24 protein-coding genes are annotated in these 25,785 nt (G+C 66.6%); 13 read left to right on the plus strand and 11 right to left on the minus strand.

Annotated elements, in window-relative coordinates; translation table 11 throughout:
* Window positions 1-33 precede the first annotated feature (33 nt).
* Entirely contained in the window at window positions 34-354 is a 321-nt protein-coding gene (locus CJ179_RS15330; protein WP_095862124.1) for a 2Fe-2S iron-sulfur cluster-binding protein, read from the plus strand.
* Between the two features lie 20 nt (window positions 355-374).
* On the opposite strand, the gene CJ179_RS15335 is transcribed toward CJ179_RS15330, so the two are convergent.
* Both CJ179_RS15335 and CJ179_RS15340 read right to left on the minus strand, forming a co-directional pair.
* A complete protein-coding gene (locus tag CJ179_RS15335; protein WP_179377596.1) occupies window positions 375-1,346 on the minus strand; it encodes a LuxR C-terminal-related transcriptional regulator in 972 nt (323 codons plus the stop codon).
* Window positions 1,339-2,463 (minus strand): LuxR C-terminal-related transcriptional regulator, encoded by a 1,125-nt coding sequence (locus CJ179_RS15340; protein ID WP_095862125.1) that lies wholly within the window; start codon window positions 2,461-2,463, stop codon window positions 1,339-1,341. Before CJ179_RS15340 ends, CJ179_RS15335 begins: the two co-directional genes overlap by 8 nt.
* A 249-nt stretch (window positions 2,464-2,712) precedes the next feature.
* Here CJ179_RS15340 and CJ179_RS15345 point away from each other — a divergent pair, with 249 nt between their 5' ends.
* Window positions 2,713-3,492, plus strand: a complete 780-nt coding sequence (locus CJ179_RS15345; protein WP_072937093.1) for an enoyl-CoA hydratase/isomerase family protein — start codon at window positions 2,713-2,715, stop codon at window positions 3,490-3,492.
* 108 nt (window positions 3,493-3,600) lie between these two features.
* The gene (locus CJ179_RS15350) at window positions 3,601-5,283 is read left to right on the plus strand and encodes an AMP-binding protein (protein ID WP_095862126.1); all 1,683 of its coding nucleotides are present in this window, start codon (window positions 3,601-3,603) and stop codon (window positions 5,281-5,283) included.
* A 64-nt stretch (window positions 5,284-5,347) separates the two neighbouring features.
* Here the strand turns inward: CJ179_RS15350 and CJ179_RS15355 are convergent, their stop codons facing one another.
* The gene (locus tag CJ179_RS15355; RefSeq protein ID WP_095862127.1) at window positions 5,348-5,764 is read right to left on the minus strand and encodes a MaoC/PaaZ C-terminal domain-containing protein; all 417 of its coding nucleotides are present in this window, start codon (window positions 5,762-5,764) and stop codon (window positions 5,348-5,350) included.
* The gene (locus CJ179_RS15360; RefSeq protein ID WP_095862128.1) at window positions 5,761-6,213 is read right to left on the minus strand and encodes a MaoC family dehydratase N-terminal domain-containing protein; all 453 of its coding nucleotides are present in this window, start codon (window positions 6,211-6,213) and stop codon (window positions 5,761-5,763) included. Before CJ179_RS15360 ends, CJ179_RS15355 begins: the two co-directional genes overlap by 4 nt.
* Window positions 6,214-6,275: 62 nt before the next feature.
* On the opposite strand from CJ179_RS15360, the gene CJ179_RS15365 reads away from it, so the two are divergent.
* Both CJ179_RS15365 and CJ179_RS15370 read left to right on the plus strand, forming a co-directional pair.
* Window positions 6,276-7,451: an acyl-CoA dehydrogenase family protein gene (locus CJ179_RS15365; RefSeq protein ID WP_072937097.1), complete on the plus strand. Its 1,176-nt coding sequence runs from the start codon at window positions 6,276-6,278 to the stop codon at window positions 7,449-7,451.
* A gap of 2 nt (window positions 7,452-7,453) precedes the next feature.
* Window positions 7,454-9,409, plus strand: a complete 1,956-nt coding sequence (locus CJ179_RS15370; RefSeq protein WP_095862129.1) for an AMP-binding protein — start codon at window positions 7,454-7,456, stop codon at window positions 9,407-9,409.
* A 65-nt stretch (window positions 9,410-9,474) separates the two neighbouring features.
* Here CJ179_RS15370 and CJ179_RS15375 read toward each other — a convergent pair whose 3' ends face one another.
* On the minus strand, window positions 9,475-10,236 hold the full coding sequence (locus CJ179_RS15375; RefSeq protein ID WP_174705440.1) for a FadR/GntR family transcriptional regulator: 762 nt from the start codon (window positions 10,234-10,236) through the stop codon (window positions 9,475-9,477).
* Window positions 10,237-10,353: 117 nt separating this feature from the next.
* On the opposite strand from CJ179_RS15375, the gene CJ179_RS15380 reads away from it, so the two are divergent.
* The 7 genes from CJ179_RS15380 to CJ179_RS15410 all read left to right on the plus strand — a co-directional run bounded on the left by CJ179_RS15380 (window position 10,354) and on the right by CJ179_RS15410 (window position 17,592).
* Entirely contained in the window at window positions 10,354-11,433 is a 1,080-nt protein-coding gene (locus CJ179_RS15380; RefSeq protein WP_095862130.1) for an acyl-CoA dehydrogenase family protein, read from the plus strand.
* 72 nt (window positions 11,434-11,505) lie between these two features.
* Window positions 11,506-12,672 carry an acyl-CoA dehydrogenase family protein gene (locus CJ179_RS15385; RefSeq protein WP_005250871.1) on the plus strand — a complete coding sequence of 389 codons (1,167 nt, stop codon included), beginning with the start codon at window positions 11,506-11,508 and terminating at the stop codon, window positions 12,670-12,672.
* Window positions 12,672-13,421, plus strand: a complete 750-nt coding sequence (locus CJ179_RS15390) for an SDR family NAD(P)-dependent oxidoreductase (RefSeq protein ID WP_095862131.1) — start codon at window positions 12,672-12,674, stop codon at window positions 13,419-13,421. The genes CJ179_RS15385 and CJ179_RS15390 overlap by 1 nt, the downstream gene beginning before the upstream one ends.
* Window positions 13,421-14,614: a thiolase family protein gene (locus CJ179_RS15395; RefSeq protein WP_095862132.1), complete on the plus strand. Its 1,194-nt coding sequence runs from the start codon at window positions 13,421-13,423 to the stop codon at window positions 14,612-14,614. The genes CJ179_RS15390 and CJ179_RS15395 overlap by 1 nt, the downstream gene beginning before the upstream one ends.
* Window positions 14,614-15,852, plus strand: coding sequence for an acetyl-CoA hydrolase/transferase family protein (locus CJ179_RS15400; protein WP_072937103.1), 1,239 nt, complete (start codon window positions 14,614-14,616; stop codon window positions 15,850-15,852). Before CJ179_RS15395 ends, CJ179_RS15400 begins: the two co-directional genes overlap by 1 nt.
* Window positions 15,853-15,871: 19 nt before the next feature.
* On the plus strand, window positions 15,872-16,795 hold the full coding sequence (locus CJ179_RS15405; protein WP_072937104.1) for a hydroxymethylglutaryl-CoA lyase: 924 nt from the start codon (window positions 15,872-15,874) through the stop codon (window positions 16,793-16,795).
* A 38-nt stretch (window positions 16,796-16,833) separates the two neighbouring features.
* Window positions 16,834-17,592, plus strand: coding sequence for an SDR family NAD(P)-dependent oxidoreductase (locus tag CJ179_RS15410; RefSeq protein ID WP_072937269.1), 759 nt, complete (start codon window positions 16,834-16,836; stop codon window positions 17,590-17,592).
* An 82-nt stretch (window positions 17,593-17,674) separates the two neighbouring features.
* Here the strand turns inward: CJ179_RS15410 and CJ179_RS15415 are convergent, their stop codons facing one another.
* The 6 genes from CJ179_RS15415 to CJ179_RS15440 form a co-directional block, all read right to left on the minus strand.
* Entirely contained in the window at window positions 17,675-18,739 is a 1,065-nt protein-coding gene (locus CJ179_RS15415) for a helix-turn-helix transcriptional regulator (RefSeq protein ID WP_095862133.1), read from the minus strand.
* Window positions 18,736-19,809 (minus strand): LuxR C-terminal-related transcriptional regulator, encoded by a 1,074-nt coding sequence (locus tag CJ179_RS15420; protein WP_095862134.1) that lies wholly within the window; start codon window positions 19,807-19,809, stop codon window positions 18,736-18,738. The genes CJ179_RS15415 and CJ179_RS15420 overlap by 4 nt, the downstream gene beginning before the upstream one ends.
* A gap of 110 nt (window positions 19,810-19,919) precedes the next feature.
* Window positions 19,920-21,368 carry an aldehyde dehydrogenase gene (locus CJ179_RS15425; RefSeq protein ID WP_095862135.1) on the minus strand — a complete coding sequence of 483 codons (1,449 nt, stop codon included), beginning with the start codon at window positions 21,366-21,368 and terminating at the stop codon, window positions 19,920-19,922.
* 26 nt (window positions 21,369-21,394) lie between these two features.
* Complete coding sequence (locus CJ179_RS15430; RefSeq protein WP_095862136.1) at window positions 21,395-21,919, minus strand: hypothetical protein; 525 nt, start codon at window positions 21,917-21,919, stop codon at window positions 21,395-21,397.
* A complete protein-coding gene (locus tag CJ179_RS15435) occupies window positions 21,919-23,157 on the minus strand; it encodes a phosphotransferase family protein (RefSeq protein WP_095862137.1) in 1,239 nt (412 codons plus the stop codon). Before CJ179_RS15435 ends, CJ179_RS15430 begins: the two co-directional genes overlap by 1 nt.
* Before the next feature lies 1 nt (window position 23,158).
* Window positions 23,159-24,151 (minus strand): hypothetical protein, encoded by a 993-nt coding sequence (locus CJ179_RS15440; protein WP_095862138.1) that lies wholly within the window; start codon window positions 24,149-24,151, stop codon window positions 23,159-23,161.
* A gap of 479 nt (window positions 24,152-24,630) precedes the next feature.
* On the opposite strand from CJ179_RS15440, the gene CJ179_RS15445 reads away from it, so the two are divergent.
* Window positions 24,631-25,782, plus strand: a complete 1,152-nt coding sequence (locus CJ179_RS15445) for an NAD(P)-dependent alcohol dehydrogenase (protein WP_095862139.1) — start codon at window positions 24,631-24,633, stop codon at window positions 25,780-25,782.
* Window positions 25,783-25,785 lie beyond the last annotated feature (3 nt).

A 25,785-nucleotide genomic window follows, 5' to 3' on the forward strand; every position in this document is an offset into this window, starting at 1 on the left:
AGATGTTCACCGGTCAACCTGAAGGAGATCACCATGCCCACCGTCGTGTACCAGCTTCCGGACGGCTCGACGTCGTCCGTCGACGTTCCCGCCGGCCAGAGCGTGATGGACGGGTCGGTCCGCAACAACCTTCCCGGCATCGTCGCCGAATGCGGCGGTAGCTGCTCGTGCGCCACCTGCCACGTGTACCTGGGCGACGATTCCAGCGCGGCGTTCGGCGAACCGACGTTGGAGGAACAGGACCTCCTCGAATTCCTCGACGGTGTCCAGCCGTGCTCGCGTCTCGCCTGCCAGCTCGTGCTCACGCCGGACGTGGACACCGTCACCGTGACCGTGCCGTCCTCGGACGCCTGAGGGGCCTTCCACCGGCCGCGTCACCGGGTGCCGGACTGATACTTCGCGATCAGTTCGGCACGGTTGGTGGCACCGAGTTTCCGGAGGATGCGTTTCACGTGCGACTTGACCGTGTCGACGGTGATGACCAGTTCCTCGGCGATCGCCGAGTTCGACGCCCCGGTGAGAATCAATCGGACGACGTCGGATTCGCGGTCGGTCAGGGGGTCGAGCAGGCGCTGCTCGGCGGCGTCGCGGTCGGCCTGCGCCGGGGCGAGTTCGGATGCGCCGAGGGGAGGCGCCGTGTCGACGTCGGTGTCGCCGGCCCATCGCCGGGCGCTGTCGTGCAGGAGCGCGTTCTGGCGCTCACGGCGGGATTCCAGGCCGACTCGCTCGAAGCACCCGCCGAGCACTTCGGCGAACACCCCCAGTGCGCGGCGGCGGGTGTCGTCCACAGGTGTGTCGATGTGCACGAGCGCGGCGGCGCCGCCACCGACCACGACCGGAACGGTGGTGAAACCGTTGGCGCCCAGCAGTTCTTGCAGTGCGGCGGGGACGTGGGTGCCGACTCTGACCGTGTTCGTCGCGAGCGCCTGTTCCTCCGGCGAACCGTCCGCGACGTCGAATTCGGCCGGTGGTGACGGCATCGTGCCGCGGTCTGCGCTGAACCAGGTCACGGGAACGATCCGGTCCCCGTCGAGGCGGGACAGGACAACGCTTTTCGCAGAGCACAATTCCGCGACACGTTCGCACGCGCGCCGCATCAGTTCCGCGCTCGACGCGGCGTCGTCCAGTGCTCGGACGGCGCGATCGATGCCCGTCGCGATCGCACCGATCTCGGCGGTCCGGTTCGCGTCGGCGGCGTTTCTGCGGTCGAGGAGGTCGACGAGGCGTCTCCCGAGTTCGGTCGACTGTGCCGGGCCGGCCACCCGCATCTCGGTCAGGACGTCCGCGATGGCGCGATCGAGTTCGGTGTCCGTGGTGTTCTCGTCGAGGTGGGGCGCGTCAGTCACCGGACACCGTCTTGGCGTTGGCGCACAGCGCCGCCACCTCGGCCCGCGTCGAGACGCCGAGTTTCTTGAAGATCCGCTGGACATGGGATTTGACGGTGCCGTCGGAAATGCACAGGCGACGGGAGATGGCCGCATTGGTCGCTCCCGTCGCCATCAGTGTGAGCACCTCGCGCTCGCGAGCGGTCAAGGTGTGCGCGCGGGGCACGACCGGCGCCTGCGACGTGTCTTCCCCGCTGTGCGCGCCGGAGCGGGGGAGGTCGCACGTGGTGAGTTCCGGCATCGTCAGGGGCTGCTCGAGGTGTCGCAGTGCCTGGGTGAGCCGCTGGATCTCGGCGTCGACGTGCTCGTTGCGGGTGTGGATCTGGCGACGCAGGTCGGCGCGTTCCTTCGACGAGGCGCACGCGCCCGCCAGTACTCCGACGATGTGGACGTCGGTGTCGGACAGGCTGTCGCTCTGGCGGTCGACGTGGATCATCGCCACCGCGCGGGCGTCGACGACGATGGGAACCGCGAGGTATCCGGCGGGCCGCGACAGGTCGATGAGGGGTCGGTACGTATGCCGGTAGGTGTCGGCGGCGTCCACCGCGTAGGGCCGGCGGCGCCGGACGAGTTCGGCCTCGCGGGGGGCCTCGCGCAGCGAGATCTCGCGTCCGTCAATGGCCGTGATGAGTTCGTGGAAGTCCCCTGTCAGTTCGGGGTTGACGGCTAGTGCGACGGGAGACCAGGTGGATCCGCGGACCACGGAGAACATCGCCTTGCCGTATCCCAGGCTCGTGCACAGTTCCTGTGTCACGACTTCGGCGATGCGGTCCGAGCCGGTGTCGAGCGCACGCACGACCCGCTGTAATGCCTCGAACTGGGCAGTGTGCACGCGCAGTCGGCGCGCGATGTCGTCGCGGCTCGCGGCGTCGAGTCGCGTCACGAGTTCCGCGAGGCGCAGCGTGTGCTCGGGGGAGGCGACACCTTCACGCAGCTTCCGGGCCGCGAACGCACGGATCACGGTGAGATCGGGCTCGCCGTCCGCCAGCCGGATCAGGTTCGGCTCGCTCCCGAGAAGCTCCTGCAACTCTGCGACTGCCTGCTCGGCAAGCTCGAACGAACTCGTCGAAATGACCACTCACCACTCCTTGCGCCGCGGCCGCCGCACGGATGACGACGACACCGTCGCCCATTCCTGTGACGTACCGCACAGTATAGGAGGTGCCACCTGCGACGTTTCCGCGCCGTCAGCGACCTCACTTCAATGTATATGGTCAGTCCAAATACGTCACGCGTTCCGCGAAAGTGATGCGGACAGGTTCTTGTCGCGGATACCGTCGTCATACTAGGGTCGAATGGTAAGACCAAAATTGAAAGGATCGGCCCTATGGCGCACCCCGTGCGATACGACGTCGACGAGCACATCGCCGTCCTCACTCTCGATCGCCCCGAGACCCGCAACGCGCTGTCCGACGACGTGCTCGACGAGCTGCTCGCCGCACTCGAACGTGCGCGCGGGGACGACGACGTGCGGGTTGTCGTGCTCGCGTCCTCGCACGAGAAGATCTTCTCGGCGGGCGGCGACCTCAAGGCGTTCGCGAGCGAGACGCCCACGATCGTCAAATACGCCGGTCTGGATCGCTTCCCGCGGCTGTATCAGCTCATCGGCGGTCTCGGGAAGCCGGTGATCTGCGCGGCGGGCGGCGACGTGCTGGCCGGTGCGTTCGGTCTCGCGCTGGCGTGCGATTTCGTGCTCGCCAAGGAGTCGGTCCGGTTCGGGTGCCCGGAAATCAACGTCGGCGTCTTCCCGTTCATGATTTCCGCCCTCATCTACCGGAACGTCGGGCGACTCAAGGCGAACGAGCTGATGATGTACGGCGAGCTCATCACGGCCACGGACGCACTCGAACTGGGGCTGGTGAACCGCGTGATCCCGGACGACGACTTCGAGACGGAGGTCCGCGCGTGGGCGCGGCGGCTCGCGGGCAAATCGCCGCTGCTCATGCGTCTGGGCAAGGAGGCGATCAACAACACCCGGGACATGTCGCTGCCGGATGCACTCACGGCGCTGCAGTCTCAGCTCGCTCTCGCGTTCACGACCGAGGACATCGTCGAGGGCGTCACCGCGTTTCGCGAAAAGCGTTCTCCCGTATGGAGCATGCGGTGATCGCCGGCCCGGGAACTCGTTGCGGTTTCGGTCTAACCATTATATTGTGAGGGCCAACACAGAGTGTTCTATTCCCTCTTCACATCTGCGCACAGAGGAAGGCTTCCCATGGCGTTCGCATCGGTCACCGATCGCTATTCGGACGAACAGATCCGAGAGTTCTATGCCACCGGGCAGTGGCACCGCGACACCTTCTTCGACATGCTCGAGGCTCAGGTCGCCGAGCGGGGCGACCGTGTCTTCCTGACCGACGACACCAGCGGCGGCATCACCTTCCGGGAGTTGCGCGACAAGGCGCTGAGTCTTGCGGTGGGCCTTCGGCGCCACGGTATCGCCGCCGGCGACCGCGTGTCCGTGCAGGTTCCGAACTGGATCGAATTCGCGATCATCGCCGTCGCGCTGTCGCGACTGGGCGCCGTCCTGGTGCCGATCATGCCGATCTACCGCCGCGACGACGTCGAGTACATCCTCGGTAACGCCGGTGTGCGGCTGGCGATTACGCCGCAGAGTTTCAAGAAGTTCGACTACGCCGGCATGTACACCGACATCCTGGGTGCCGTCGAGTCGCTCGAGGATGTCGTCGTCGTCCGCGGGAGCGGCGAACTCCCGCATCGTGCGGTGTCGTTCGAGTCGCTGTTCGCGGACATCGGCCCCGACGAGGCGATCGATGAACTCGGGCCCGGTGTCGGTCCGGACGAGCCGTTCGTCATCGTCTACAGCAGCGGCACCACGTCCCGTCCCAAGGGCTGCATCCACACGTTCAACACGTTCGCCTGCGGATCCCGTCTACTGGCCAAGGGGTTCGCGTACACGCCCGACGACGTGCAGTTCGGCCCCTCGCCGATCACCCACACCACCGGCCTGGTCACCAGCATCGTCCTCCCGCTCATGCACGGGGCGGCGTCGCATCTCATCGAGGTGTGGGAGCCGGTCCGGGGCATGGAACAGATCAAGGAACGCGGCTGCACGGTCGCGGTGAGTGCCACGACGTTCCTGCAGATGGTCATGGACGTCTACGACCCCGCCGTGCACGACATCGGCAGCATGCGGTTGTGGGTGGCGGCCGGCGCCCCGATCCCCGCCAGCTTCGTCACCAAGGCGGCCGAATTGTTCCCCGGCCTGCAGGTGCTCAGCCTGTACGGCCGTTCCGAGAATGTCACGACCACCATGTGCACGGTCGACGACGAGCCCGAGCGGTCGCTCACCTCGGACGGTCGTCCGCTTCCGATGCAGTCGGTCAAGATCGTCGACGAACTCGGTAACGAGGTTCCGCGCGGCGAGGAGGGCGACGTCGCCTACAAGGGCGCCATGCACATGCTCGGGTATCTCCACAATCCCGAGGAGACGGCCAAGCTGTTCACCCCCGACGGCTACTCCCTCTCCGGTGATCTCGGCCGGATGGACGAGGACGGCTACGTGCGGGTCACCGGCCGGACCAAGGACATCGTGATCCGCGGCGGCATGAACATCAGTGTGCGTCAGGTCGAAGACCTCCTGGCCGCTCATCCCGCCGTCCGCGGTGTCGCGGCGGTCGCGATGCCGGACGAGCGCCTCGGGGAGGCGGTGTGCCTCTACCTCGTCGCCGCGCCCGGGTACGGCGACGTCACGCTCGAGAAGATCAAGGCCTACCTGCTCGAGCAGGGGGTGGCGATCCAGAAGGTTCCGGAGCGGCTGGAGATCGTCGAGGCGCTGCCGACGACGGCCACGGGCAAGATCCAGAAGAACGTGTTGCGCGCCCAGATCGCGGCGAAGATCGAGGCCGACCGGGAACGGGCACAGGCCGTCAGCTGATCGAACAAGGAAGGGGGCGAAGCCGATCGGCTTCGCCCCCTTTCGCATTGTTCGACAAGGGTGATCAGGTCGAGGCCACCACGACCGTCGCCGATCCGGTGACCACCGGGCCCTTGTCTCCGGAGGCGACGAGATCGAGCGTTGCGAGCGACTCGCCCTCGGTCTCGTCGATCGACACCACCGTGCCACCCAGGGTCAGTGTGTCGCCGAGGAAGGCCGGAGCGACGAACCGGACTCCGAAGGAGCGCACATGCTCGACACCGAACGTGTCGGACAGCCATCCGGCCAGGATCCCGGCCTGCATCTGACCCATCGCGATGACGCCCGGAAAGCCCGACGTGGCCACGAAGCCGGGATCGTGGTGCAAGGGGTTGAAATCGCCTCCCGCCCCGGCGAACCGGACGATGTCGGTCTGGGTCACCGGACCGACCACCCGGACGTCCGGAGTATCGCCGACGCGTACCTTCGCCGGTGTTCTCATCGCTGCTCTCCTCGTTCGATCAGGACTTCCTCGAGCCGGACCACGGGCTCGCCGCCGGTGTCGACGTACTCGGTCTCGAGGGTCACGACGCGCATCGTCCCGCCGCGCTTGCCTTCTCGCAGCTCGTCGGCCACGACGCGGCGGGTGCCGACCACGTGGTCGCCGGCGGTGAGCGGTCGCAGGTACGTCCACGTGACCGAACCGACCACCACCCGGGCGAGGGCCAGGCCCAGCGAGTCGACGAACGCGCGCTGGTCGCGCTGGTGTCCGGCGACGACCGTGTGCGTGAGAGTGGCCGGCACGTCGGGGAATCCGGCGTCGCGCGCGACGGCCGGATCCGTGTGGACGGGATCGGTGGTGAACGTGGCGCGCGTGAATTCGCGGATCTTGCCGCGTTCGACGTCGTATTCGACGCGGTCGACGACGCCGGCAGGGAGTGGGTCGGACATCCGGGCCTCCTTTTTGGACTGACCTATAGTATCATTGAGCCTAAATTCGTGAGGAGGGTGCAATGGAGCTCGCTGATTCCCCAGACGAGGCCACATTCCGTGCAGAAGTCCGGGAGTGGGCCGAAAAAGCGGTCCCGACGCTGCCGTGGCCGGAACCGGTCGATCTGGTCGACAAGGTGCCGTTCTGGCAGCAATGGCAGCGGCTGCTCTTCGACGCCGGCTACGGCGGGATGTCGTGGCCGGAGGAGTACGGCGGCCAGGCCGCCGACCCGATCCGCAAGGCCATCTTCACCGAGGAGATGGACCGGGTGGGCGCACCCGAGCGCCTCAACACCATCGGTGAGGACTTCGCCGGCCCGACCATCATCGACTTCGGGACACCCGCACAGAAGGAACGGTTCCTTCGACCGATCCTGGCCGGTGACGAGATCTGGTGCCAGCTGTTCTCGGAGCCGGATGCCGGGTCCGACCTCGCCTCCCTCCGCACCAAAGCCACCAAGGTGGACGGGGGCTGGAAGGTCAACGGGCAGAAGATCTGGACCAGCCGCGCGCACATCGCCGCCCACGCCATCCTGCTCGCCCGCACCGGTGGCGGTCCGCGGCACAAGGGCATCACGTACTTCCTCGTCCCGATGGACAGTGAGGGAATCACCGTGCGACCGCTCGCGCACATGCTCGGCGAGGCGGAGTTCAACGAGGTATTCCTCGACGACGTGTTCATCCCCGACGACCTCGTCGTCGGCGAGGTCGACGGCGGCTGGAAGGTCGCGATGGGCACGCTCGCCTACGAGCGGGTGGCGATCGCGACGGGCCGCGTCAACACCAAGCGTGCCGTCGACGACATCGTCTCCGACATCGCGGGAATGACCGACGACGCCGGTCGTCCGCTCGGCGAGGACCCGGTGATCCGGCAGAAGGTCGCCGATCTCTACGGCCGGGCCCTCGTGCACTACCTCATCGGTCAGCGCGTCATCACCCTCGCGGCCAACGACGGCCCACCGGGGCCGGTCACGTCCATCGGCAAGCTGTTCTTCTGCCCCCTCGTCGAGGAACTCGCCGACTTCCGGCTGTCCCTCGAGCCGGTGGGCGGGCAATTCGCCCTCGACGACGAGCCGCAGAAGACGGCGCGGTGGCAACGGCTCGCATATCAGGCCCGCGGCACCGCCATCGCCGGCGGTTCCACCTTCATCCAGCGCAACATCGTCGCCGAGCGCATGCTCGAAATGCCTAGGAGCTGACCGTGTCCGACTACACCTGGCGCCCCACCGACGAGTACGTCGAGAACGCCAACGTCACCCGGCTCGCCCGCGCCCACGGACTCTCGGGCCTGGGTGAACTCCGCGCCCGCTCCGTCGCCGACGTGCGGTGGTACTGGGATGCCGTGGTCCGCGACCTCGGTCTGCCGTTCCGATCGCCGTACCGCGAGGTGCTCGACACCTCACGCGGAATCGAGTACCCGGAGTGGTTCGTCGGGGGCACGTCCAACGTCGTCGACGCGTGTCTGGAGCGGTGGCTCGCCGATCCCGCGGTCGCCGACCGGACGGCCGTCGCGCACGAGGCCGAGGACGGCACGGTCCGCAGCCTCTCGTATCGCGAACTCGCGGCGGACGTCGAGCGGGCCGCGGCCGGACTGCGGGAACTCGGCGTCGGCAAGGGCGACGCCGTCGCCCTCTACCTGCCGATGATCCCCGAGGCGGTCGTGTCGGTGTATGCCGTCGCGCGGCTCGGTGCGGTGCTGGTTCCGCTGTTCTCCGGGTTCGCTCCGAGCGCGATCGCGTCCCGCATCCAGGACGCGGACGCCAAGGTGGTGATCGTCGCGGACGGAACGGTCCGCCGGCGCAAGTCCGTCACGATGAAACCGGCCCTCGACGACGCGCTGGCCTCGTGCCCGACGGTGCAGTCGGTCGTCGTGGTCGAGAACATCGGCGTCTCAGTCGATTCCACGGATCGCGACATCTCCTGGGGCAAGCTCCTCGGCAACGCCGGTGACCCGGGCCCGGTGGAGGCGATGGACGCGGGCGAGCCGTTCGCGCTGGCGTACACGTCCGGTACCACCGGCAAGCCGAAGGGTGCCGTCCACACCCACGCCGGGTTCCTCGTGAAGACGGCCAGCGAGGTCGCGTACTCGTTCGATCTGAAGCCCGGCGGCGTGTTCTGCTGGATCACCGACATGGGCTGGATCATGGGCCCGCTGTCGATCATCGGCACCCACGCCAACGGTGGAACCCTCGTGCTGTACGAAGGTTCGCCGGACGTGCCGGACACCGACCGGTTGTGGCAGCTCGCACAGCGTCACCGGGTGACGATGCTCGGTGTCTCACCGACGCTGATCCGTACCCTGCGCGGACGGGACACGGACGTCGCGGCACGGTACGACCTGTCCTCCGTGCACACGATCGGGTCCACCGGCGAGCCGTGGGACCCGGACTCGTACGAGTGGCTCGCGCGGGACGTGTTCGGCGGCCGGGTGCCGATCATCAACTTCTCCGGCGGCACCGAGGTCGGCGGCTCGTTCCTTGCGCCGTATCCGGTGGAGCCGATCCACAGCTGCTCGCTGGGCGGTCCGTCCCTGGGTATGGACGTCGACGTCGTCGACGACGCGGGACGCTCCTTGCGCGGGGAACAGGGCGAACTCGTCTGCAGGCAACCGTGGCCGTCGATGACGCGCGGGGTGTGGAAGGACGAGGAACGCTACCTGGAGGCGTATTGGTCCACGTTCCCCGGCATGTGGCGGCACGGCGACTACGCCCTCGTCGACGACGACGGTCAGTGGTACATCCGCGGCCGATCGGACGACGTCATGAACGTGGCGGGAAAGCGTCTCGCGCCCGCGGAGGTCGAGGCCGTACTGACGGCGCACCCGGCGGTGTCGGAGGCGGCGGCGGTCGGTGTCCCCGACCCGAAGAAGGGCGAGGCGGTCTGGGCGTTCTGGGTTCCCCGCGCGGACACCGACACGACGGACATCTCGGCCGAACTCGTCGCCAGCGTTGCCGCGGAACTCGGGAAACCGTTCGCGCCGAGCGCTGTTCACCGGGTGTCGCGCCTGCCGAAGACCCGGTCGGCGAAGATCCTGCGCCGAGCGGTGCGGGCCGCCGCGCTCGACATCGATCCCGGGGACCTGTCGGGTGCCGAGAACCCGGAGGCCGTCGACGAGATCCGCGCAGTGGTGGCGGGGGCAAGCAACGCAGCGTCGTGAGTACAACGAAGGCCCCACACCGCACGGTGTGGGGCCTTCGTCGTCGAAGCAGGAAGACGGAAAAGCTATTCGTCGAGGGGAATGTCGGTGCGCTGCTCGAAGTCCTTGATCGACTCGGCGTACGAGTGGACGTGCCTGCTCATGCGTCGTACCGCGGCCTCGGCGTCCTTCTCGCGAATTGCCCTGGTCACCGAGCGGTGCGCCTTGACGGTGATCTCGCGAACCTTGTCGTCGATGAATCCTTCGTTCTCGGTCGCGGCGTAGATGGCCCGCGAGAGCGAGATCATGAGACCTGACAACAGTTCGTTGTGGCTGGCGCTCGCGACGGCGACGTGCCAATCGATGTTCGCCTGAAGGAAGTCGTCGAGTTTGTCGCCTGCTCCGGCGATGTCGTCGTTGGCGGCGTCCAGTCGGGCGAGATCCTCGTCGGTGCGATGGCGGGCGGCGAGTTGTGCGCAGAACGGTTCGATCGCCTCGCGGGTCTCGAGCAGTGCGGCGAGGCGGATCTGACGACCACGGATGAGCAGTGCCACCGTGTCGGCCATGGACTGTTCACCCGGTCGCTGAACGAAGGCGCCACCGGCCCGGCCCGCCTTGATGCGGACGAGTCCCTGTACTTCGAGGATGCGCAGGGCCTCGCGCACCGTGGTGCGGCTCATCTTCGTCTGGACGACGAGTTCGCGCTCCGGTGGCAGCGGTGTGCCCTCGACGTAGTCCCCGCTGAGAATGCGCTCGCGCAGTTCGTTGGCAAGGACGTCCGACGCCTTCGGTACCTCCATCGGTGTCAACTGAATGGAGGAACGTCCGTTCCGGGTGGTGTTCGGCACGGCTGGTGGCATGGCTCCCCGCCCTCTCTGGTCTAACGGTCAGACCTAATATACCATTGGGTTCTCGCTGCACTTGTCTTGCAGCCTATTCTTCGTCTCATCGAGAGGACCAGTTGTATGCGCTGGGAACTGTCAGAAGAGCAGGAAATGTTCACCGAAGCCCTCGACGGCTGGCTCGGACGGTTCGCCGCTCCGGCGAATGTCCGCAAGTGGGGTGAATCGGGAGATCCTGCCGAATTCGAGCAGAAATTCGTCGAGGAGGGCTGGTTCTCCGCCGGTCTCGACGAGAAAATCGGCGGTCAGGGCGGTGGTCTGCTCGAACTGGCATTGACTGCCGAGGCGCTGGGCCGGTACGCCGCTCCGTCGAGTGCCTGGACCGCGTCGGTTCTCGCGGCACCCATGCTGCCCGCCGACATCGCCGCCGACGTGCTGGCCGGAGGTGGCTTCGCCGCCGTTGCCGTCGACGCGACCCGACCGTTCGGCGTCGCCGACTCGGTACGCGCCGACGAGACCGGCGCACTGACCGGTCGCGTCGCGACGGTGCTCGGCGCCGAACGGGCGAAACTGCTGGTCGTCCCCGCGACGGACCCCGACGGAACCGCCGCCCTGTACCTCGCGCGCGTCGACGACCCCGGCGTCGCGGTCGAACCGCGGCACCTCCTCGACCCGTCCCGTGCGGCCGCGGACGTCCGGTTCGACAACGCCGCCGGACAGCGCCTCGACGTCGACGCGGCCACCACGCTCGAGGACGCCGGACTGCGGGCGGCCGTGCTCGTGGCCGCGGACTCGCTCGGGGCGATGGACCGCATGCTGCGGCTCGCGGTGGATTACAGCAAGCAACGCCACCAGTTCGGCGTCCCGATCGGGTCGTTCCAGGCTGTGAAGCACGCTGCGGCAGGCATTCTCGTCTCCGTCGAGGCGGGACGTTCCATCGCCTACTACGCCGCGGCCTCGGTCGATCTCGGCCTCGCCGACCGTGCGATCCACGCCGCGGTCGCCAAGGCTCAGGTGCCGCGAAATGCGGTGCAGGCGGCTGACAGCGCCCTCGTGATGCACGGCGCGATCGGCTACACGTGGGAACACGACCTGCACCTCTACTACAAGCGCGCCAAGCTCGACGAGAAGTTGTTCGGGGGCCCGGGCGTGTGGAACGAGCGCCTGGCGCGGGATCTGCCCCTCCTGCCCGCCGCCGGGTGATCGGCCGTTGACTTTTTGGTCTGTCCTTTAGTAACTTAAGTCCAAACGGAACCAACGACGACGGGACGTGCTGTGGACTTTGATCTGACCGAGGATCAGGCGACGATCCGAGATGCGGTGCGAGAGCTGGCCGGCAAGTTCGACGAGCAGTACTGGGTGGAGAAGGACAGCGAGCACGAGTTCCCCACCGAGTTCTACGACGCGTTCGCCAAGGGCGGCTGGCTCGGCATCACCACACCGGAGGCCTACGGCGGGCACGGTATGGGAATCACCGAGGCCTCGATCCTGCTGGAGGAAGTCGCCGCTTCCGGCGCCGGCATGAACGGCGCGAGTTCGATGCACCTGTCGATCTTCGGAATGCACCCGGTGATCGTGCACGGCTCCGAGGAACTCAAGCAGCGCACCCTTCCGCGGATCGTCGACGGCGACCTGCACGTCTGCTTCGGTGTCACCGAGCCCGGCGCCGGCCTCGACACCACCAGGATCACCACCTTCGCGCGGCGTGAGGGCGACAAGTACATCGTCAACGGCCGCAAGGTCTGGATCTCCAAGGCGATGGAGTCGGAGAAGATCCTTCTCCTCACCCGCACCACGAAGTTCGAGGACGCGAAGAAGAAGACGGACGGTCTGACGCTGTTCCTCACCGACCTGGACCGCTCGAAGGTCGACATCCGCCCGATCAAGAAGATGGGGCGCAACGCGGTCACGTCGAACGAATTGTTCATCGACAACCTCGAGATCCCCGTCGAGGACCGCGTCGGCGAGGAAGGCAAGGGCTTCAAGTACATCCTCGACGGCCTCAACCCGGAGCGCATGCTCGTCGCCTCGGAGGCCCTCGGCATCGGCCGGGCCGCCCTGCGCCGCGGCGTCCAGTACGCCAACGAACGTGAGGTGTTCGGCCGCCCCATCGGCATGAATCAGGGACTGCAGTTCCCACTCGCCGATTCGCTGGCCCGACTCGACGCCGCGGAACTCGTCCTGCGCAAGGCGACGTGGCTCTACGACAACGGGAAGCCCTGCGCCCGCGAGGCCAACATGGCCAAGTACCTGTGCGCCGACGCCGGTTTCCAGGCCGCGGACCGCGCCCTGCAGACCCACGGCGGCATGGGCTACTCGGAGGAGTACCACGTGGCCCGGTACTTCCGCGAAGCCCGCCTGACCAAGATCGCCCCGCTCAGCCAGGAGATGGTTCTCAACTACCTCGGCGAGCACGTCCTCGGCCTTCCCAGGAGCTACTGATGTTCGAACTCACCGGAAAATCCGCCCTCGTGACCGGTGCCGGCAGCGGCATCGGTGCCTCGGTCGCGCAGGCCTACGCGCGAGCCGGTGCGGCCGTGCTCGTCACCGACGTCGACGGCGAGGCCGCTGCGGCCGTGGCCGCGGAGATCACCGCGGCCGGCGGTTCGGCGAAGTCCGCGGCCCTCGACGTCCGCGACGGCGACGCGGCCGCCGCGGCGGCGGAGCAGGCCGCCGCCCTGAACGGCGGCACGCTCAACATCCTGGTCAACAACGCCGGCGCCATCGCGCCCGCAATGTTCCCGAACCTCGAAGAAGACGACTTCCGCCGCATCGTCGACATTCACCTCGTCGGCAGTTTCGTCTGCAGCAAGGCCGTCCTCCCGTACCTGCCCACCGACGGCAGTGGGCGCATCATCAACGTGACCTCCGCGGCCGGCCTGGTGGGCACCATCGGGCAGGCCAACTACGGTGCCGCGAAGGCGGGCATCATCGGTCTCACGAAGTCGCTGGCGCGGGAACTCGCCAAGAAGCAGGTGACGGTCAACGCGATTGCGCCGCTCGCCGCCACCAAGATGACGGAGAACATCCGGAGCAACGAAAAGCTCGCCGCCAAGACGCTCGCGCGGATCCCGTTGGGCCGCTGGGCGGAACCGGACGAGATCTCGTCCAGCTTCGTGTTCTTCGCGTCCGACGGCGCGGCATACATCACGGGCCAGGTGCTGCCCGTCGACGGCGGGACGGTGATCTGATGGCCGAGAAGCGCAACCCCTTCCAGCGCTCCGCCCGCGAGGTGATCATCGCGGAAGCAGCGCGCACCCCCATGGGCAAGTCGCACCCCGACCGCGGCTGGTTCCGCGACACCCATCCCAACGACATGCTCGGCGCGGTGTACACGGAACTGATCCGCCGCAGCGGGCTGGCTCCGGCGACGGTCGAGGACCTCGTGATCGGGTGCACCGCACCGTTCGGCGAGCAGTCCCGCAACATCGGCCGCAACGCCTGGTTGCAGGTCGGCTACCCGCCGGAGGTCCCGGCCGTCGTCCTGGACCGCCGCTGTGGATCCGCCCAGACGGCTGTCGAGATGGGCGCCGCCCTGGTCGGCTCCGGCACCCACGACGTCGTCGTGGCCGGCGGTGTCGAACACATGGGCCACGTGCCGATGAACTCACCGGCCAAGATCTCCGAACTGTACGGCGACCCGTGGCCGGAAGCGCTGCGCGACCGGTACGACTTCGTGAACCAGGGCGAGAGTGCCGAACTCATCGCGGACCGGTGGGAGATCTCCCGGCAGGAGATGGACGAGTTCGCCGTCCGCTCCCATCGTCTGGCGACCGAGGCCATCGAGGCGGGCCGTTTCGACGCCGAGATGATCCCCCTCGAACTCGCGGGCGAGACCCGGTCCACCGACCAGACCATCCGCCCCGGCACGAGCCTGGACAGCCTGGCCGGGCTGAAGACGGTGTTCCGGGAGAACGGCCGGATCACGGCGGGCAGTTCGTCGCCGATCTCGGACGGGGCGGCCGGTGTGCTGCTCGCTTCCCGCGAGGCCGTCGATGCGCACGGACTGCGGGCCCGGGCCCGGATTCTCGATCAGACGACCGTCGGGGTGGACCCGATCATCATGCTGACCGGTCCGATCCCGGCCACCCGGAAGTTGCTCGACCGCAACGGAATGAGCATGAACGACATCGATCTCTTCGAGGTCAACGAGGCGTTCAGCTCGGTCGTTCTGGCCTGGGAGCGGGAACTGAAGCCCGACATGGACCGGGTCAACGTCAACGGCGGTGCGATCGCGCTCGGTCACCCCGTCGGCGCGACCGGTGCCCGGCTCATCGCCACCATCGTCGCGGAACTCGAGCGGCGTGACGCCGAAATCGGTCTGGTGACCATGTGCTGCGGCGGCGGCCTGGGAACGGCGACCCTGATCCAGCGGATCGACTGATGATCGACCTGACGCCGCACATCCGGCCCGGCGACGGAATCTGGTGGAGCCAGACGAGCGCGGAACCCACCCCGCTCGTCCACGCCCTGCTCGACCAGGTTTCGTCGATCGGCCCGGTCCGGGCATTCGTGGGACTGACCTGGAATCGGCGGTTGACGAGCGAACTGCCCGACGAACTCTCCGTCGTCTCCTACGGTGGCCTCGGCGAACTCCGCCGCCTCGCCCGACTCGAGGTCGTGCCCTGCCATTACGGGGCACTGCCGCGGCTGTTCGCCGAACGGCGGCTCCCGTGCGACGTCGGGTTCGTGCAGGTGTCACCGCCGGACTCGGCCGGGAACTGCTCGCTCGGGGTCGGTGTCGACTACATCGCGGACGCCCTCGACCACACCCCGGTTCTCATCGCCGAGATCAACCGGCGTATGCCCGTCACGCTGGGCGCACCACGAATTCCGTTGTCGCGGTTCGCCGCGGTAATGGAAACCGACCGGCCGTTGCTCGAGGCGCCGGACCGTGAGCCCGCCGCGGTGGAACGGGCGATCGCGCGGAACGTCGCCGATCTCGTGGCGGACGGAGACACGATCCAGATCGGCGTCGGGACGCTGCCCGCCGCCGTCCTCACCGCTCTCGAGGGACACAAGGACCTCGGGATGCATTCCGGCATGATCTCCGACGCGGCGCTCCGACTGATCGACCGGGGCGTGCTGACCGGGGCGCGCAAGGAGATCGATCCGGGGCTGCACGTGACGGGCGCCGCGCTCGGAACGGCGGCACTGTACGACCGGCTGCCCGGTCTTCCGGTGGCCTTCCGCCCGGCGAGCTATACCCATGCGCCGCAGGTTCTCTCGCAGCTGCGATCGTTCGTGTCGATCAACTCGGCGATCGAGGTGGACCTGACCGGGCAGGTCGGCGCGGAACTGCGCAACACGACCTACGCCGGTGCCGTCGGGGGTCAGGTGGATTTCTCCCGGGCCGCGGCGATGACCGGCGGCCGCTCGATCATCGCGATGCGCGCGGATTCGCGAGGGGAGTCGACGATCAAGACTGCTTTGGAATACGGCGCGGTCACCACCGCCCGCGCCGACGTGGACTTCGTGGTCACCGAACACGGTGCCGCGGCACTGCGCGGATGTTCCCTGGGCGAGCGTGCGCGGCGCATGATCGCCGTGGCGGCACCCGAGCACCGCGAAAGGCTGGAATTCGATCTCGAGGAGTACGACCTTGCATCCGCAACGGAGTGAGGGGAAAGGAGTCAACGCCATGGCACGTCCGCAGCGGGTCCAGATCCGGGAGGTCGGACCGCGTGACGGCTTCCAGAACGAACCGGAGCACATCCCGACCGACGACAAGGTGCGGTTGATCAACGCCCTCGGGCGGGCAGGGTTCACCCGGATCGAGGTCGCCAGTTTCGTGCGGCCGGACGTGATCCCGCAGTTGGCCGACGGCGTCGAGGTCCTCGAGCGCATCGAGGTGCCCGACGACACCAAACTGATGGTGCTCGTCCCCAACAGCAAGGGCCTCGACAACGCACTGAAGGTGCGCGACAAGTTCCACGAGGTCGCAATCTTCGTCAGCGCGTCGGAGACCCACAACAAGAAGAACGTCAACCGCACCGTCGACGAGACGATGGCCGACAACGACGTCATGGCCAAGCGGATCGTCGCCGAGGGCCTCGACTGCGCCGCGGTGATCGCGACGTCGTTCGGCTGCCCGTTCGAGGGCAAGGTCGAGTTGGGACGCGTGCTGGACCTGGCCGAACGGTTCGCCGAGGCCGGCGCCACCGAGATCGGATTCGGCGACACCACAGGCATGTGCAACCCGGCATACGCGTCGGAATTCTTCGCCGCGGCGCTCGACCGGCTGCCCGGCGTGGAGGTCACCGCGCACTTCCACAACACGCGTGGCCAGGGCCTCGCCAACGCGTACGCTGCACTCGAAGCAGGTTGCGCGAGCTTCGAATCGAGCTTCGGAGAGCTGGGCGGCTGCCCCGTTCCGGCAGGCTCGACGGGCAATATCGCCACCGAGGATCTGGTGAGCATGTTCCACGAGATGGGAGTCGAGACGGGTCTCGACCTTCCGCGGGTCATCGAGGCCGCGCGCGAAGCTCAGACAGTGCTCGGCCGCAAACTCACCAGTCACTCGATCGTCGCGGGCCCCATCGAATGGGCCGCGAGCACGCGCTGACCGCTTTCCCCCACGAACACCACAAGACGGAGAAGAACATGAGTAATCGAGTCGCATTCGTAACCGGCGGTGCACAGGGCATCGGCAAGGGCATCTCCGACGCCCTCGGGGCAGCGGGCTTCCGCGTCGCGGTGGCCGACCTCAACCTGGAGGTCGCCGAGGAGACCGCCGCCGGAATCCGCGACGCCGGCGGCCAGGCGATCGCCGTGCCCGTCGACGTCACCGACACCGCGTCCGTGCAGGCCGCGGTGAAGCAGGTCGCCGAGCAGTTCGGCCCGGTCGAGATCGTCGTCAACAACGCCGGCTGGGACGACTTCATGCCGTTCCTGAAGACCGACGAGGCGTTCTGGGACCGGATCCTCGACATCAACTTCAAGGGCCAGCTGCGGGTCATCCAGGCGACCGTCCCGGGCATGGTGGAGCGCGGCTTCGGCCGGGTCATCAACATCGGTTCGGACGCCGGCCGCGTCGGCTCGTCGCTCGAGGCCGTCTACTCGGGCGCCAAGGGCGGCATCATCGCCTTCACCAAGACCCTCGCCCGTGAAATCGCGACCAAGGGCGTCACCGCGAACACCGTGTGCCCCGGCCCGACCGACACCCCGGCGCTCCGCAAGTTCGCCGACAGCTCGGGTCAGGAGGCCGACAAGGTGATCGGAGGCATGACCCGCGCCGTGCCGATGAAGCGACTCGGCAAGGCGGAGGACATCGGTGCCGCGGTGGCGTACTTCGCCTCCGATGCAGCAGAATTCGTCACCGGACAGACCCTGTCCGTCAGCGGTGGTCTGACGATGTCCTGACGGCATCATCCCGAACGCGCGGCCCGGAGCGATCCGGCCGCGCGTTCGTTATGTCGCGTGACGAGTTTCCTCGAGGGTGCGACTACGCACTCGTGCGAATCGCGCCGATACGTGCACCGCCGGCGGGAAATTGTGCGATGAGTTCGGAGCGGTTCACCGCCCCGCATTTCCGCAGGACGTTCTTCACGTGGGACTTCACCGTTTCCACCGAGATGAACAGCGTGGTCGCGATTCTCGCATTGGAAACACCGTGAAGCACCAACTGCAGCACTTCACGTTCCCGGCGTGTGAGAGCGACCTGCTCTCCGGCTCGACGGCCGGGCACGTCCCGGTGCGCGGAGTGGGGCTCGAATTCTCGGCGCACGCGGGACTCGAACTCGTCGAATTCCGCGTCGTTGCTGCGGTTGGTCCACGCCAGAGTGACGAGCTCTCCCAGCAGCGACAGAAAGGCACACATCGAAGTCGGGTCCGGTCCGGTGAAGCCACAGTGGATCAGGCCATATGTATTTCGGCTCGATACCAGGGGCGCAACGATGTACGAGTCGGTGCCGAGTGCGTTCTCAACTACACCCCCGGCTTGCTGAGCCGGTCGAATCGACGGCGTCGGCCGTCGTTCCGTAAGGGCGAGGTGCTCCGCCGAGCCGGTGGCGAGCAGCACGGACGACCCGACGACCGACGATGCGACACCGCTCGAGGCGACGACTCTCCATTGGTCGTCGACCACCCGGGAGCACAGGACGGGCCCTCCTGTCACGACATTCAGCTGTTGGCAGACGAAGTCCAGCCCATCGGCGAACTGCTCTGTGCGCCGCAATGTCTGGGCCACGAGCGACAGGGACTTGTACAAGCCGAACTCGATGTCGTCCGCCTCCGACGACAACGACTGGAGGAGTCGAAGAGACCGCACGACGAGCGCGGCGACGGATGGGCGCGCCTCGGCCGGCACGGTGTGAATACCGTCGAGTACCTCGGTGACGGCATCCTCGATCCGCGCCGCGAAGTGGCCGAACCGAACCCTGTCGTCGATTGCGTCGGCGCTCGTCGCGCGCTCCCGCCGGGACATCTCGAGGGCGATTTGTCCGTCGTCGAACAGTTGGCGGAGTGTGCGGACGCTAGGATCCGGGATTCCGTCGTTCTTCGTCGTCATTGTGCCGAGCCCGCCGTGCGGTCCGAACGATAGGCAGCGGAAGCGGCTGCCCGGGTGTGCACGCCCAGTTTGTGGAAGATTTGCTTGACGTGGGACTTGACGGTGCCTTCCGATACGCCGAGCTTTCGGGCGATCTCCGCATTCGAGAGTCCGGCCGCGAGATCGCCGAGAACTTGATGCTGACGTGGTGTGAGCAATTCACTCGTCCTCGACGACGAAACGGAGCCGCGGCTGTCGAGCACATCGATGTCTGCGTGACCCGCCATCAGGTTTTCGGAGTACGCGACGATGTTCGCGACACGTTCCATGAGCGACGCGAGGCGGCGATTCTGAATGATGCGTTCCGCGACCATACCCATCATCTCCGACAGGAATGTCACCTTTTCGAGGTCGGCACGTGTGGCCTCCTCGTCGAACTGGTCCACGTGGATCATGCCGATGACACGGGCCCGTGAGACGAGTGGAGCGACCGCATACCCTTGTGAGTCCGAGACCGTCATCAGGGGCTTGTACGTCAACTGATGGGTATGCGGCGAGATCACCAGATGGGGAATCTGCCGTCGAATGGCGTCGGCCTCCAGTGGAGCGGAGACGAGATCGATGACGTTCTGCCCGAGGTAGTGCTTCAAGGGCGCGTGAGAATCGGAGAGAGCGTTGTCGACGTGCAAGAATTCGGGCTGCCACGTGCCGTTCTCGACAGTCGAGAGCAGCGACCTCCGAAATCCCAATGCGGTACATGCCGGAGTGAAGTTCGTTTCGAGGAGTTCGATCATGGTCCCGTCGCGGGGAGGCGACGCGATCAAGTCGCGGATCTTTCCCGCGGTGTCCTCGAAGTGACGGGCGCGTTGATCCCCACGGGACAGTCGCGATGCTTCCAATCGGACGAGGAGTCGGCCGATGTCCGACAGTTCCTCGGACTCCAGAAGGCCCTGCTCGATCGCGTCGGCGACATCGCCGGACAGTCGATCGAGGACGTCGATCGGTGAGGTAGTGCGCCGGCCGAGACGAACACGCTCGGTCGGCGCCACCTCTTCAGTCCGTTCGCGCAACCCGTCGTCACCCTTTCTCACGCGGCACTACATGCCGATCGAGCTGAGCCCGGATCGGGCCGGCCAGGCGCTGTGCCGCTGACGTTCTCGGTTGAGCTTAAGATGGTTGGACCAAATGGACAAGGGGTGGTTCAGGCGGTCCCGGCATCGAGGTAGATGCTCATGGGGTATTGATAACCGGCAAGGCCTTCCGGGCCCAGCTCACGGCCGAGGCCGCTGTTCTTGATTCCACCGAACGGCGCGGTCGGATCATTGGCATAACCATTGATACCCACTGTCCCGGAATGAATTCGGCGCGCAACAGCCGTGCCGCGGTCGGGATCCGCGGTCCACACGGTTCCGCCCAGGCCGTACTCGCTGTCGTTCGCGATAGCGATCGCCTGCGTCTCATCCGTGTACGGGATCACCGAAAGCACCGGGCCGAAGATTTCTTCCTGCGCGATCACTGCTCGCGGATCGACATCGGCGAACACCGTGGGTTCGACGAACCAGCCGTCCCCCGAGGGACGCCCGCCACCCGTGGTCAGGCGAGCACCGTCTGCGAGTCCCTTCGCGATGTAGCCCTCCACGCGCTGCCGCTGTCGTGCCGACACGAGCGGACCCACCTGGGTCGAGTCGCTGAGTGGATCACCGACGGTCAGGGACGCGATGATGTCGGTGACGGTGTCGAGAATCTCCTGGTAACGAGACTTCGGTGCGAGGATCCGAGTGTTGAGCCAGCAGATCTGACCGTTGTTGATCATCGTGGCCCCGATGAACTTCTCGATCGTGGAATCGAGGTCGGCGTCGTCGAGCACGACCGCGGCCGACTTTCCGCCGAGTTCGAGCGTGACCGGACGGAGAAGCCGGCCACAAGCCTCGGCGACGCCCCGGCCGGCAGCAGTTGATCCGGTGAACGACACCTTGTCCACGCCTGGGTGCGAGACGAGATAGGCGCCCACTTCGCGGCCGGCAGGAACGACGTTCAGCACCCCGGGTGGTAGTCCCGCGGCTTCGGCCGACTCGGCCATGAGAAATGCGTCGAGCACCGTTTCCGGGGCGGGCTTGAGCACCACGGTGCATCCGGCCGCCAGGGCAGGTGCGAGCTTGAGGAAGGAAATCGCCTGGGGCACGTTCCAGGGCACGATCGCTCCGACCACGCCGACGGGCAGCCGCGAAACCAGCGTGGATCCTCCCAGCAAGCCAGGTCGAATCTCGTCCTGCGGGCTGGTGGACGCCAGATCGGCGAAGTACCTCAGCATTACTGCGGGAAATGCGCCTTCGAACTGCCGGGCAAGTCCGATCGGCATTCCGTTCTGGGAGCTGACGCGCCGCGCCGTCTCTTCGCTCCGGGACTCGAGTTCGAGTGCAAAACGCTCGATCACGTCTGCACGCTCGGACGGACTCCACGTCGCCCACCCCACGGGGTCGTCGAACGCCGCCCGGGCGGCCGCGACGGCGCGGTCGATGTCGGCTTCGGCTCCGTCCGGCACAGAACCGATCAGTTGTTCCGTCGTCGGAGAGTGGACGGCGATCGTGGCTGTCGTGGCCGGTTCGATCCACTTTCCGCCGATGTACAGAGTTGAGTAGTCGAATGTCATGGCTGTGGCCTCTCGGGTTCGGTTGTCTATCCGGCGTGGACAGGTAGAACGTCGTCGAGCGCCGGCGCCGACAACGGGCTCGGGTCGAACCCCATGGGCAGATACCATGCACGTTCGAAGGTGATCCGTTCCGCCATGGCCGCAATAATCGTGCGTTCGGCACGAGCACGGGCAGACTCTTCGATATCCGCATCCAGTAGCGCCCGCAGGTTCGCAGCGATTGCCGCCGTCGCGCGCGTCAGAACGCTGTCGTCGACTCCGGGTACGGCAATGACTTGATCGCCGTATTCCACCGATTTCGCGAGGTCTTGCGCTGCTTCCGCGCCGCGTAGTTCGGCGAGAACGTCTTTCGCCAGACGAAGGTGGTGTTCGAGTTCGAAGACCGCCCGCGCGTGCAGGCGTGGCAGTCGGCTCTGGAGGAATTCGAGGGTACTGATCGACAGCGCAAGCTGTTCCTGGGCCATGGGATCGCCCGCGTCCACGGCTGGGCCGACGACGTCGCGCAACGATTTGATGACCGCACGCAGGAAATTCTCGGAGTGATCGGCCATCAGAGTTGCCCCTCCAGGAGGTCGACGAGTTGTTGCGAGAGAACGGGCACCATGCCCTTGACCCAGGTCAGGAGGACGTCCTGATGGGTCTTCCCCAGTCGGGTCACCCGGTAGGCCGTTGCGAGAGTGGCAACAATCAGCTGGTAGGTGTTCGACACCTTGTAATAGGCGAGACGCCGGGGGTCGACTACGAGGCCGGATGCCTTTTCATAGCGCTGCAGGAACTCCTGCTCGGTGAACAGACCGCAGACCAGGTACTCGCCGGTCTCGGAATCGACGTGACCGAACGTGGCGTCGGTCGCCCATGCGAGGTCTCGGTGCCGGTCGCCGAGATGGCAGTATTCCCAGTCGAGCCACGCCGTGATCGTGTCGGTTTCCTCGTCGAAGAGGAAGTTTCCGCTCCGGAAGTCTCCGTGCACGACGCTCACACGATCGACGGTGGGAAGGTTGCGCTTCAGCCAGCCGGCGGCCACGTCCATGAGCGGATGGTCCTCGCCGCGATCCTCTTCCCACACCCGGCGGTACTGATTCAGTTTCCATTCGGCTGCTCGAGTCGTCCCGGGCAGGGGCCTGTCGAAACTCTCCAGGCCGAGGCGGTCCACGTCCAACGTGTGGAGGGCCGCCAGATGCTCGATGAACTGGTGGCCGAGCGTCTCTCGGAGCGCAGGCCCGAACACGGTGCCGAGCCCACTCACCGCTCCCGTACCCGTGGTTCGGGGTTTCGTCACGCCGGGAACGAACTCGTAGACGAGTGCGGGTTCGGGAAACCACCGCGCGTCCGCGTCGAGCCAGAAGACCCGGGGCACCGGCACGGCACCCCGGACCGCGCCGAGGATCTCGGCCTCCTGCCGGCGGCTCGTGGCATTGAGTGACTCCGAAGGGTCCATCCGCACGACCAATCTGTCGGTCACGAGGCCGCGGTCCGGATCGTCCCACCGCAGATCGAATCCCATCTGCATTTTCGATGCGCCACCCGAAAGCCAACGCGCATCGGAAATCTCGTAGCTGCCTGCGATGCTTTCGCGCAGCAGCCCATCCAGACACGTGACGAAGTTGTCGAGACTGATGCGCTGATACGGGGCACTCGTCCGGCGCTCGAGCTTGCGCACCAACATGCGATCGAGCTCGCTGTCCACGGGATAGCGGCTTCGCATCTCGTCGATGAACTCGCGTGGCGGATTGTCACGCGAGTCAAAGTCCGCGGCGGTGAGGAGGCCGCTCCGTCCGGTGGTGGTCATGTCATCCCTTCCTTCCGTGCCTGGACATCCGCTCGGAGAGGTAGTCGAGGCCGAAGATGTCCGCCATTTCGCCGTAACCGACCCGTCCGTCGTGTTCATATCGGTGGAGGCTCTGGTAGGCGACGTCGCGCGGGTTGAACGCGTGCCACGGGTGCGCCGCGACAGCATTTCCGAAGAATTCCCACTCCCTGCCCTGGTCGTCTCGCACCTTGATGCGGTTCGACATGGTGAGCATGTCCACACGGGTCGCCTCGACCTCGGCGGACACGAGGCTTCGCGTCTGTCCGTGTTCGGTGACAAATCCGAATCGCAACTTCCGGTAGTGAACTTCGCCTTGTTCGATCGTCATGTCGACAGCGAGGTGCATCGCCAGCTCCGGACCGAAATTCACGGAAATCCAGGACACCGCCCAGGTTCCGACGTCCCGTCGTGGCCCCCAGCTGTGGTCCATGCCTTCGTAGCAGTCGACCGTGTATCGCTTGCCCCGCAGTTCCAGCTCACCGGTGATGTGGCCCTTGGCCTCGAAATGTCCTGTTGCCCAGCCATCGCCCATCTCGTCGAGCGTGGCCACCGAGTCGGCTTTCGACAGGAGCGCATTCTGTGCCGGATCGTGCATGTCGAAGGGATGATGCAGCGCCTCGAAGGTCAGATCGAACGAGCAGTTGCCGAGGACATGCTCGTAGCGGAAGTGGTAGTCACGGGGCGCGTTCGAGACCTTCACGCTCAAACCGTTCGGGAGGCTGAAATCCGTGAAGGAGCTGGGGCACGGTAGGTGGACCTGACAATCGTTGAAATCGATCTGGGACGCGTCGCTGCAGATTCCCTGGACGAGACAGACAGACGACAAGGCCACACCGAGGTTCGGACGTGCAAGGACGTACGCGTTGCCGAGAATGCCGGCCTCGGGAACGCTGAAGATCAGGGCGGTGGTCTCCGTCCAGGTCCAATCGTCCGGGTCGCGACGGTGAAAGTCGCAGTCATGGGTTTCGATCATGGGTTGGCTCCTTTGATGCAGTGTCCACGGATGCAATGTCCACGTGAGGTGTGGCGCACGACACTCCTCACATCTTGCGAACAGTCCGTGCCTGTGAGTAGTCCGAAGTCGTCTTATCCCTCCGAACTACCCCGAACCTCCCCCCGATGGGAGAGGCGTCTCGGGCACGATCTGGAGAAGGGGGCATCCCGGTGCATCACCGGATCGGCAACGCGCAGATACGCACAGGCCGCCGGGGGAGGGTCGTCCGGCCCTGCCGATGGTTGACTGCTGTGGTCGTTGTCACTACCTTGTGGACCTACGCCCGCGGGCCTCGACCGCGGTTCTTCTCCCATTCCACTGTCGGACCCCCGCATGCGGCGCCGAACCGCATCGGATGTCCGCTGTTTCGCACCGACTACGGCGCGGTTCCACACCATGAGAGCTCTCATCCGGAGATCCCGCCGGTGTGCCTGGCCGACGACGAAAGGATCATTCCCATGCCACGTTCGATCACTGCCGCGGTGGTCACCGATACCGGTGGCTCCTTCAACCTGGAGCAGGTCCTGCTCGCCTCTACAGGCCCCGGTGAGGTGCTTGTCGAGATCAAGGGAATGGGGTTGTGCCACACGGATATCGCGGCCCGTGACGGATTCTTCGGCCTCAGCTATCCGATGGTCCTGGGACACGAGGGCAGCGGGATCGTCGTCGAGGTCGGGGACGGAGTGACGTCGGTGGCCCGCGGTGACCACGTAGCCCTGTCGTTCGCGTCGTGCGGGCGTTGCCGCCCGTGCGAGGCCGGCCGGCCGGCCTACTGCCTCGAGTTTGGCGCGCGCAACTACGGTGGAGGCCTGCGAGAGGACGGCACCACCACCATCAGCCGTGACGGCGCGCCGGTCACCGCCTCCTTTTTCGGTCAGTCGTCCTTCGCAACACACGCGCTCGCCGCGGAGCGCAACGTGGTCAGGGTTGCCGCCGACGTACCGATCGAACTCGTCGGTCCGCTGGGATGCGGCATCCAGACCGGTGCCGGCGCCGTATTCAACAGCATGGACTGCAGGGAGGGGGAGTCTCTCCTCGTCCTCGGGGCCGGTCCGGTCGGCCTGGCGGCGGTGATGGCAGCCCGGGTCCGCGGTTGCACACCCATCATCATCTCCGACCCGGACCCGAGGCGCCGGGCACTCGCCGAGGAGTTGGGGGCGACCACGACGCTGGACCCGGCGACCGGTCCGCTCGAGGATCAGGTGCATGCTGTGGCAAGCCAAGGTGTCGATTACGCCTTCGACACAACGGGGGCTCAGTCGGTCCTCGAAGAAGCTCTGCGCGCGCTCGCGCCGCTCGGGACCCTCGGCCTCGTCGGGGTCCCGCACGACATGGCGGCCACCGTTCCCCTGCCAATCGTTCCGGCTATGGTCGCCGGCCTGACGGTTCGGGGTATCACGGAGGGCGACAGCGATCCGCGGACGTTCATTCCCTACCTGCTCGACCTGTTTCGGGCGGGTGAGTTCCCGTTCGACAAGCTCGTCGGGACGTTTCCGTTCACCGACATCGACAATGCGGTGCAGGCCCAGGCGCGCGGCGAGGTCGCGAAGGTGATCCTCGTCCACGATGACACCGACTCGGTCTCGTCCGCGCGTGAGACGGGAGCCTGACAC

It is taken from the genome of Rhodococcus sp. ACS1, assembly GCF_002300155.1.
In the GTDB taxonomy this organism is placed as follows: domain Bacteria; phylum Actinomycetota; class Actinomycetes; order Mycobacteriales; family Mycobacteriaceae; genus Rhodococcus_F; species Rhodococcus_F koreensis.

What these genes read in the sequence shown, in the direction of transcription:
- CJ179_RS15330 (WP_095862124.1), top strand. Translation starts at nt 34, where the DNA reads ATGCCCACCGTCGTGTACCAGCTTCCGGACGGCTCGACGTCGTCCGTC.
- CJ179_RS15345 (WP_072937093.1), top strand. Translation starts at nt 2,713, where the DNA reads ATGGCGCACCCCGTGCGATACGACGTCGACGAGCACATCGCCGTCCTC.
- CJ179_RS15350 (WP_095862126.1), top strand. Translation starts at nt 3,601, where the DNA reads ATGGCGTTCGCATCGGTCACCGATCGCTATTCGGACGAACAGATCCGA.
- CJ179_RS15355 (WP_095862127.1), bottom strand. Translation starts at nt 5,764, where the DNA reads ATGAGAACACCGGCGAAGGTACGCGTCGGCGATACTCCGGACGTCCGG.
- CJ179_RS15360 (WP_095862128.1), bottom strand. Translation starts at nt 6,213, where the DNA reads ATGTCCGACCCACTCCCTGCCGGCGTCGTCGACCGCGTCGAATACGAC.
- CJ179_RS15365 (WP_072937097.1), top strand. Translation starts at nt 6,276, where the DNA reads ATGGAGCTCGCTGATTCCCCAGACGAGGCCACATTCCGTGCAGAAGTC.
- CJ179_RS15380 (WP_095862130.1), top strand. Translation starts at nt 10,354, where the DNA reads ATGCGCTGGGAACTGTCAGAAGAGCAGGAAATGTTCACCGAAGCCCTC.
- CJ179_RS15390 (WP_095862131.1), top strand. Translation starts at nt 12,672, where the DNA reads ATGTTCGAACTCACCGGAAAATCCGCCCTCGTGACCGGTGCCGGCAGC.
- CJ179_RS15395 (WP_095862132.1), top strand. Translation starts at nt 13,421, where the DNA reads ATGGCCGAGAAGCGCAACCCCTTCCAGCGCTCCGCCCGCGAGGTGATC.
- CJ179_RS15400 (WP_072937103.1), top strand. Translation starts at nt 14,614, where the DNA reads ATGATCGACCTGACGCCGCACATCCGGCCCGGCGACGGAATCTGGTGG.
- CJ179_RS15405 (WP_072937104.1), top strand. Translation starts at nt 15,872, where the DNA reads ATGGCACGTCCGCAGCGGGTCCAGATCCGGGAGGTCGGACCGCGTGAC.
- CJ179_RS15410 (WP_072937269.1), top strand. Translation starts at nt 16,834, where the DNA reads ATGAGTAATCGAGTCGCATTCGTAACCGGCGGTGCACAGGGCATCGGC.
- CJ179_RS15415 (WP_095862133.1), bottom strand. Translation starts at nt 18,739, where the DNA reads ATGACGACGAAGAACGACGGAATCCCGGATCCTAGCGTCCGCACACTC.
- CJ179_RS15425 (WP_095862135.1), bottom strand. Translation starts at nt 21,368, where the DNA reads ATGACATTCGACTACTCAACTCTGTACATCGGCGGAAAGTGGATCGAA.
- CJ179_RS15430 (WP_095862136.1), bottom strand. Translation starts at nt 21,919, where the DNA reads ATGGCCGATCACTCCGAGAATTTCCTGCGTGCGGTCATCAAATCGTTG.
- CJ179_RS15435 (WP_095862137.1), bottom strand. Translation starts at nt 23,157, where the DNA reads ATGACCACCACCGGACGGAGCGGCCTCCTCACCGCCGCGGACTTTGAC.
- CJ179_RS15440 (WP_095862138.1), bottom strand. Translation starts at nt 24,151, where the DNA reads ATGATCGAAACCCATGACTGCGACTTTCACCGTCGCGACCCGGACGAT.
- CJ179_RS15445 (WP_095862139.1), top strand. Translation starts at nt 24,631, where the DNA reads ATGCCACGTTCGATCACTGCCGCGGTGGTCACCGATACCGGTGGCTCC.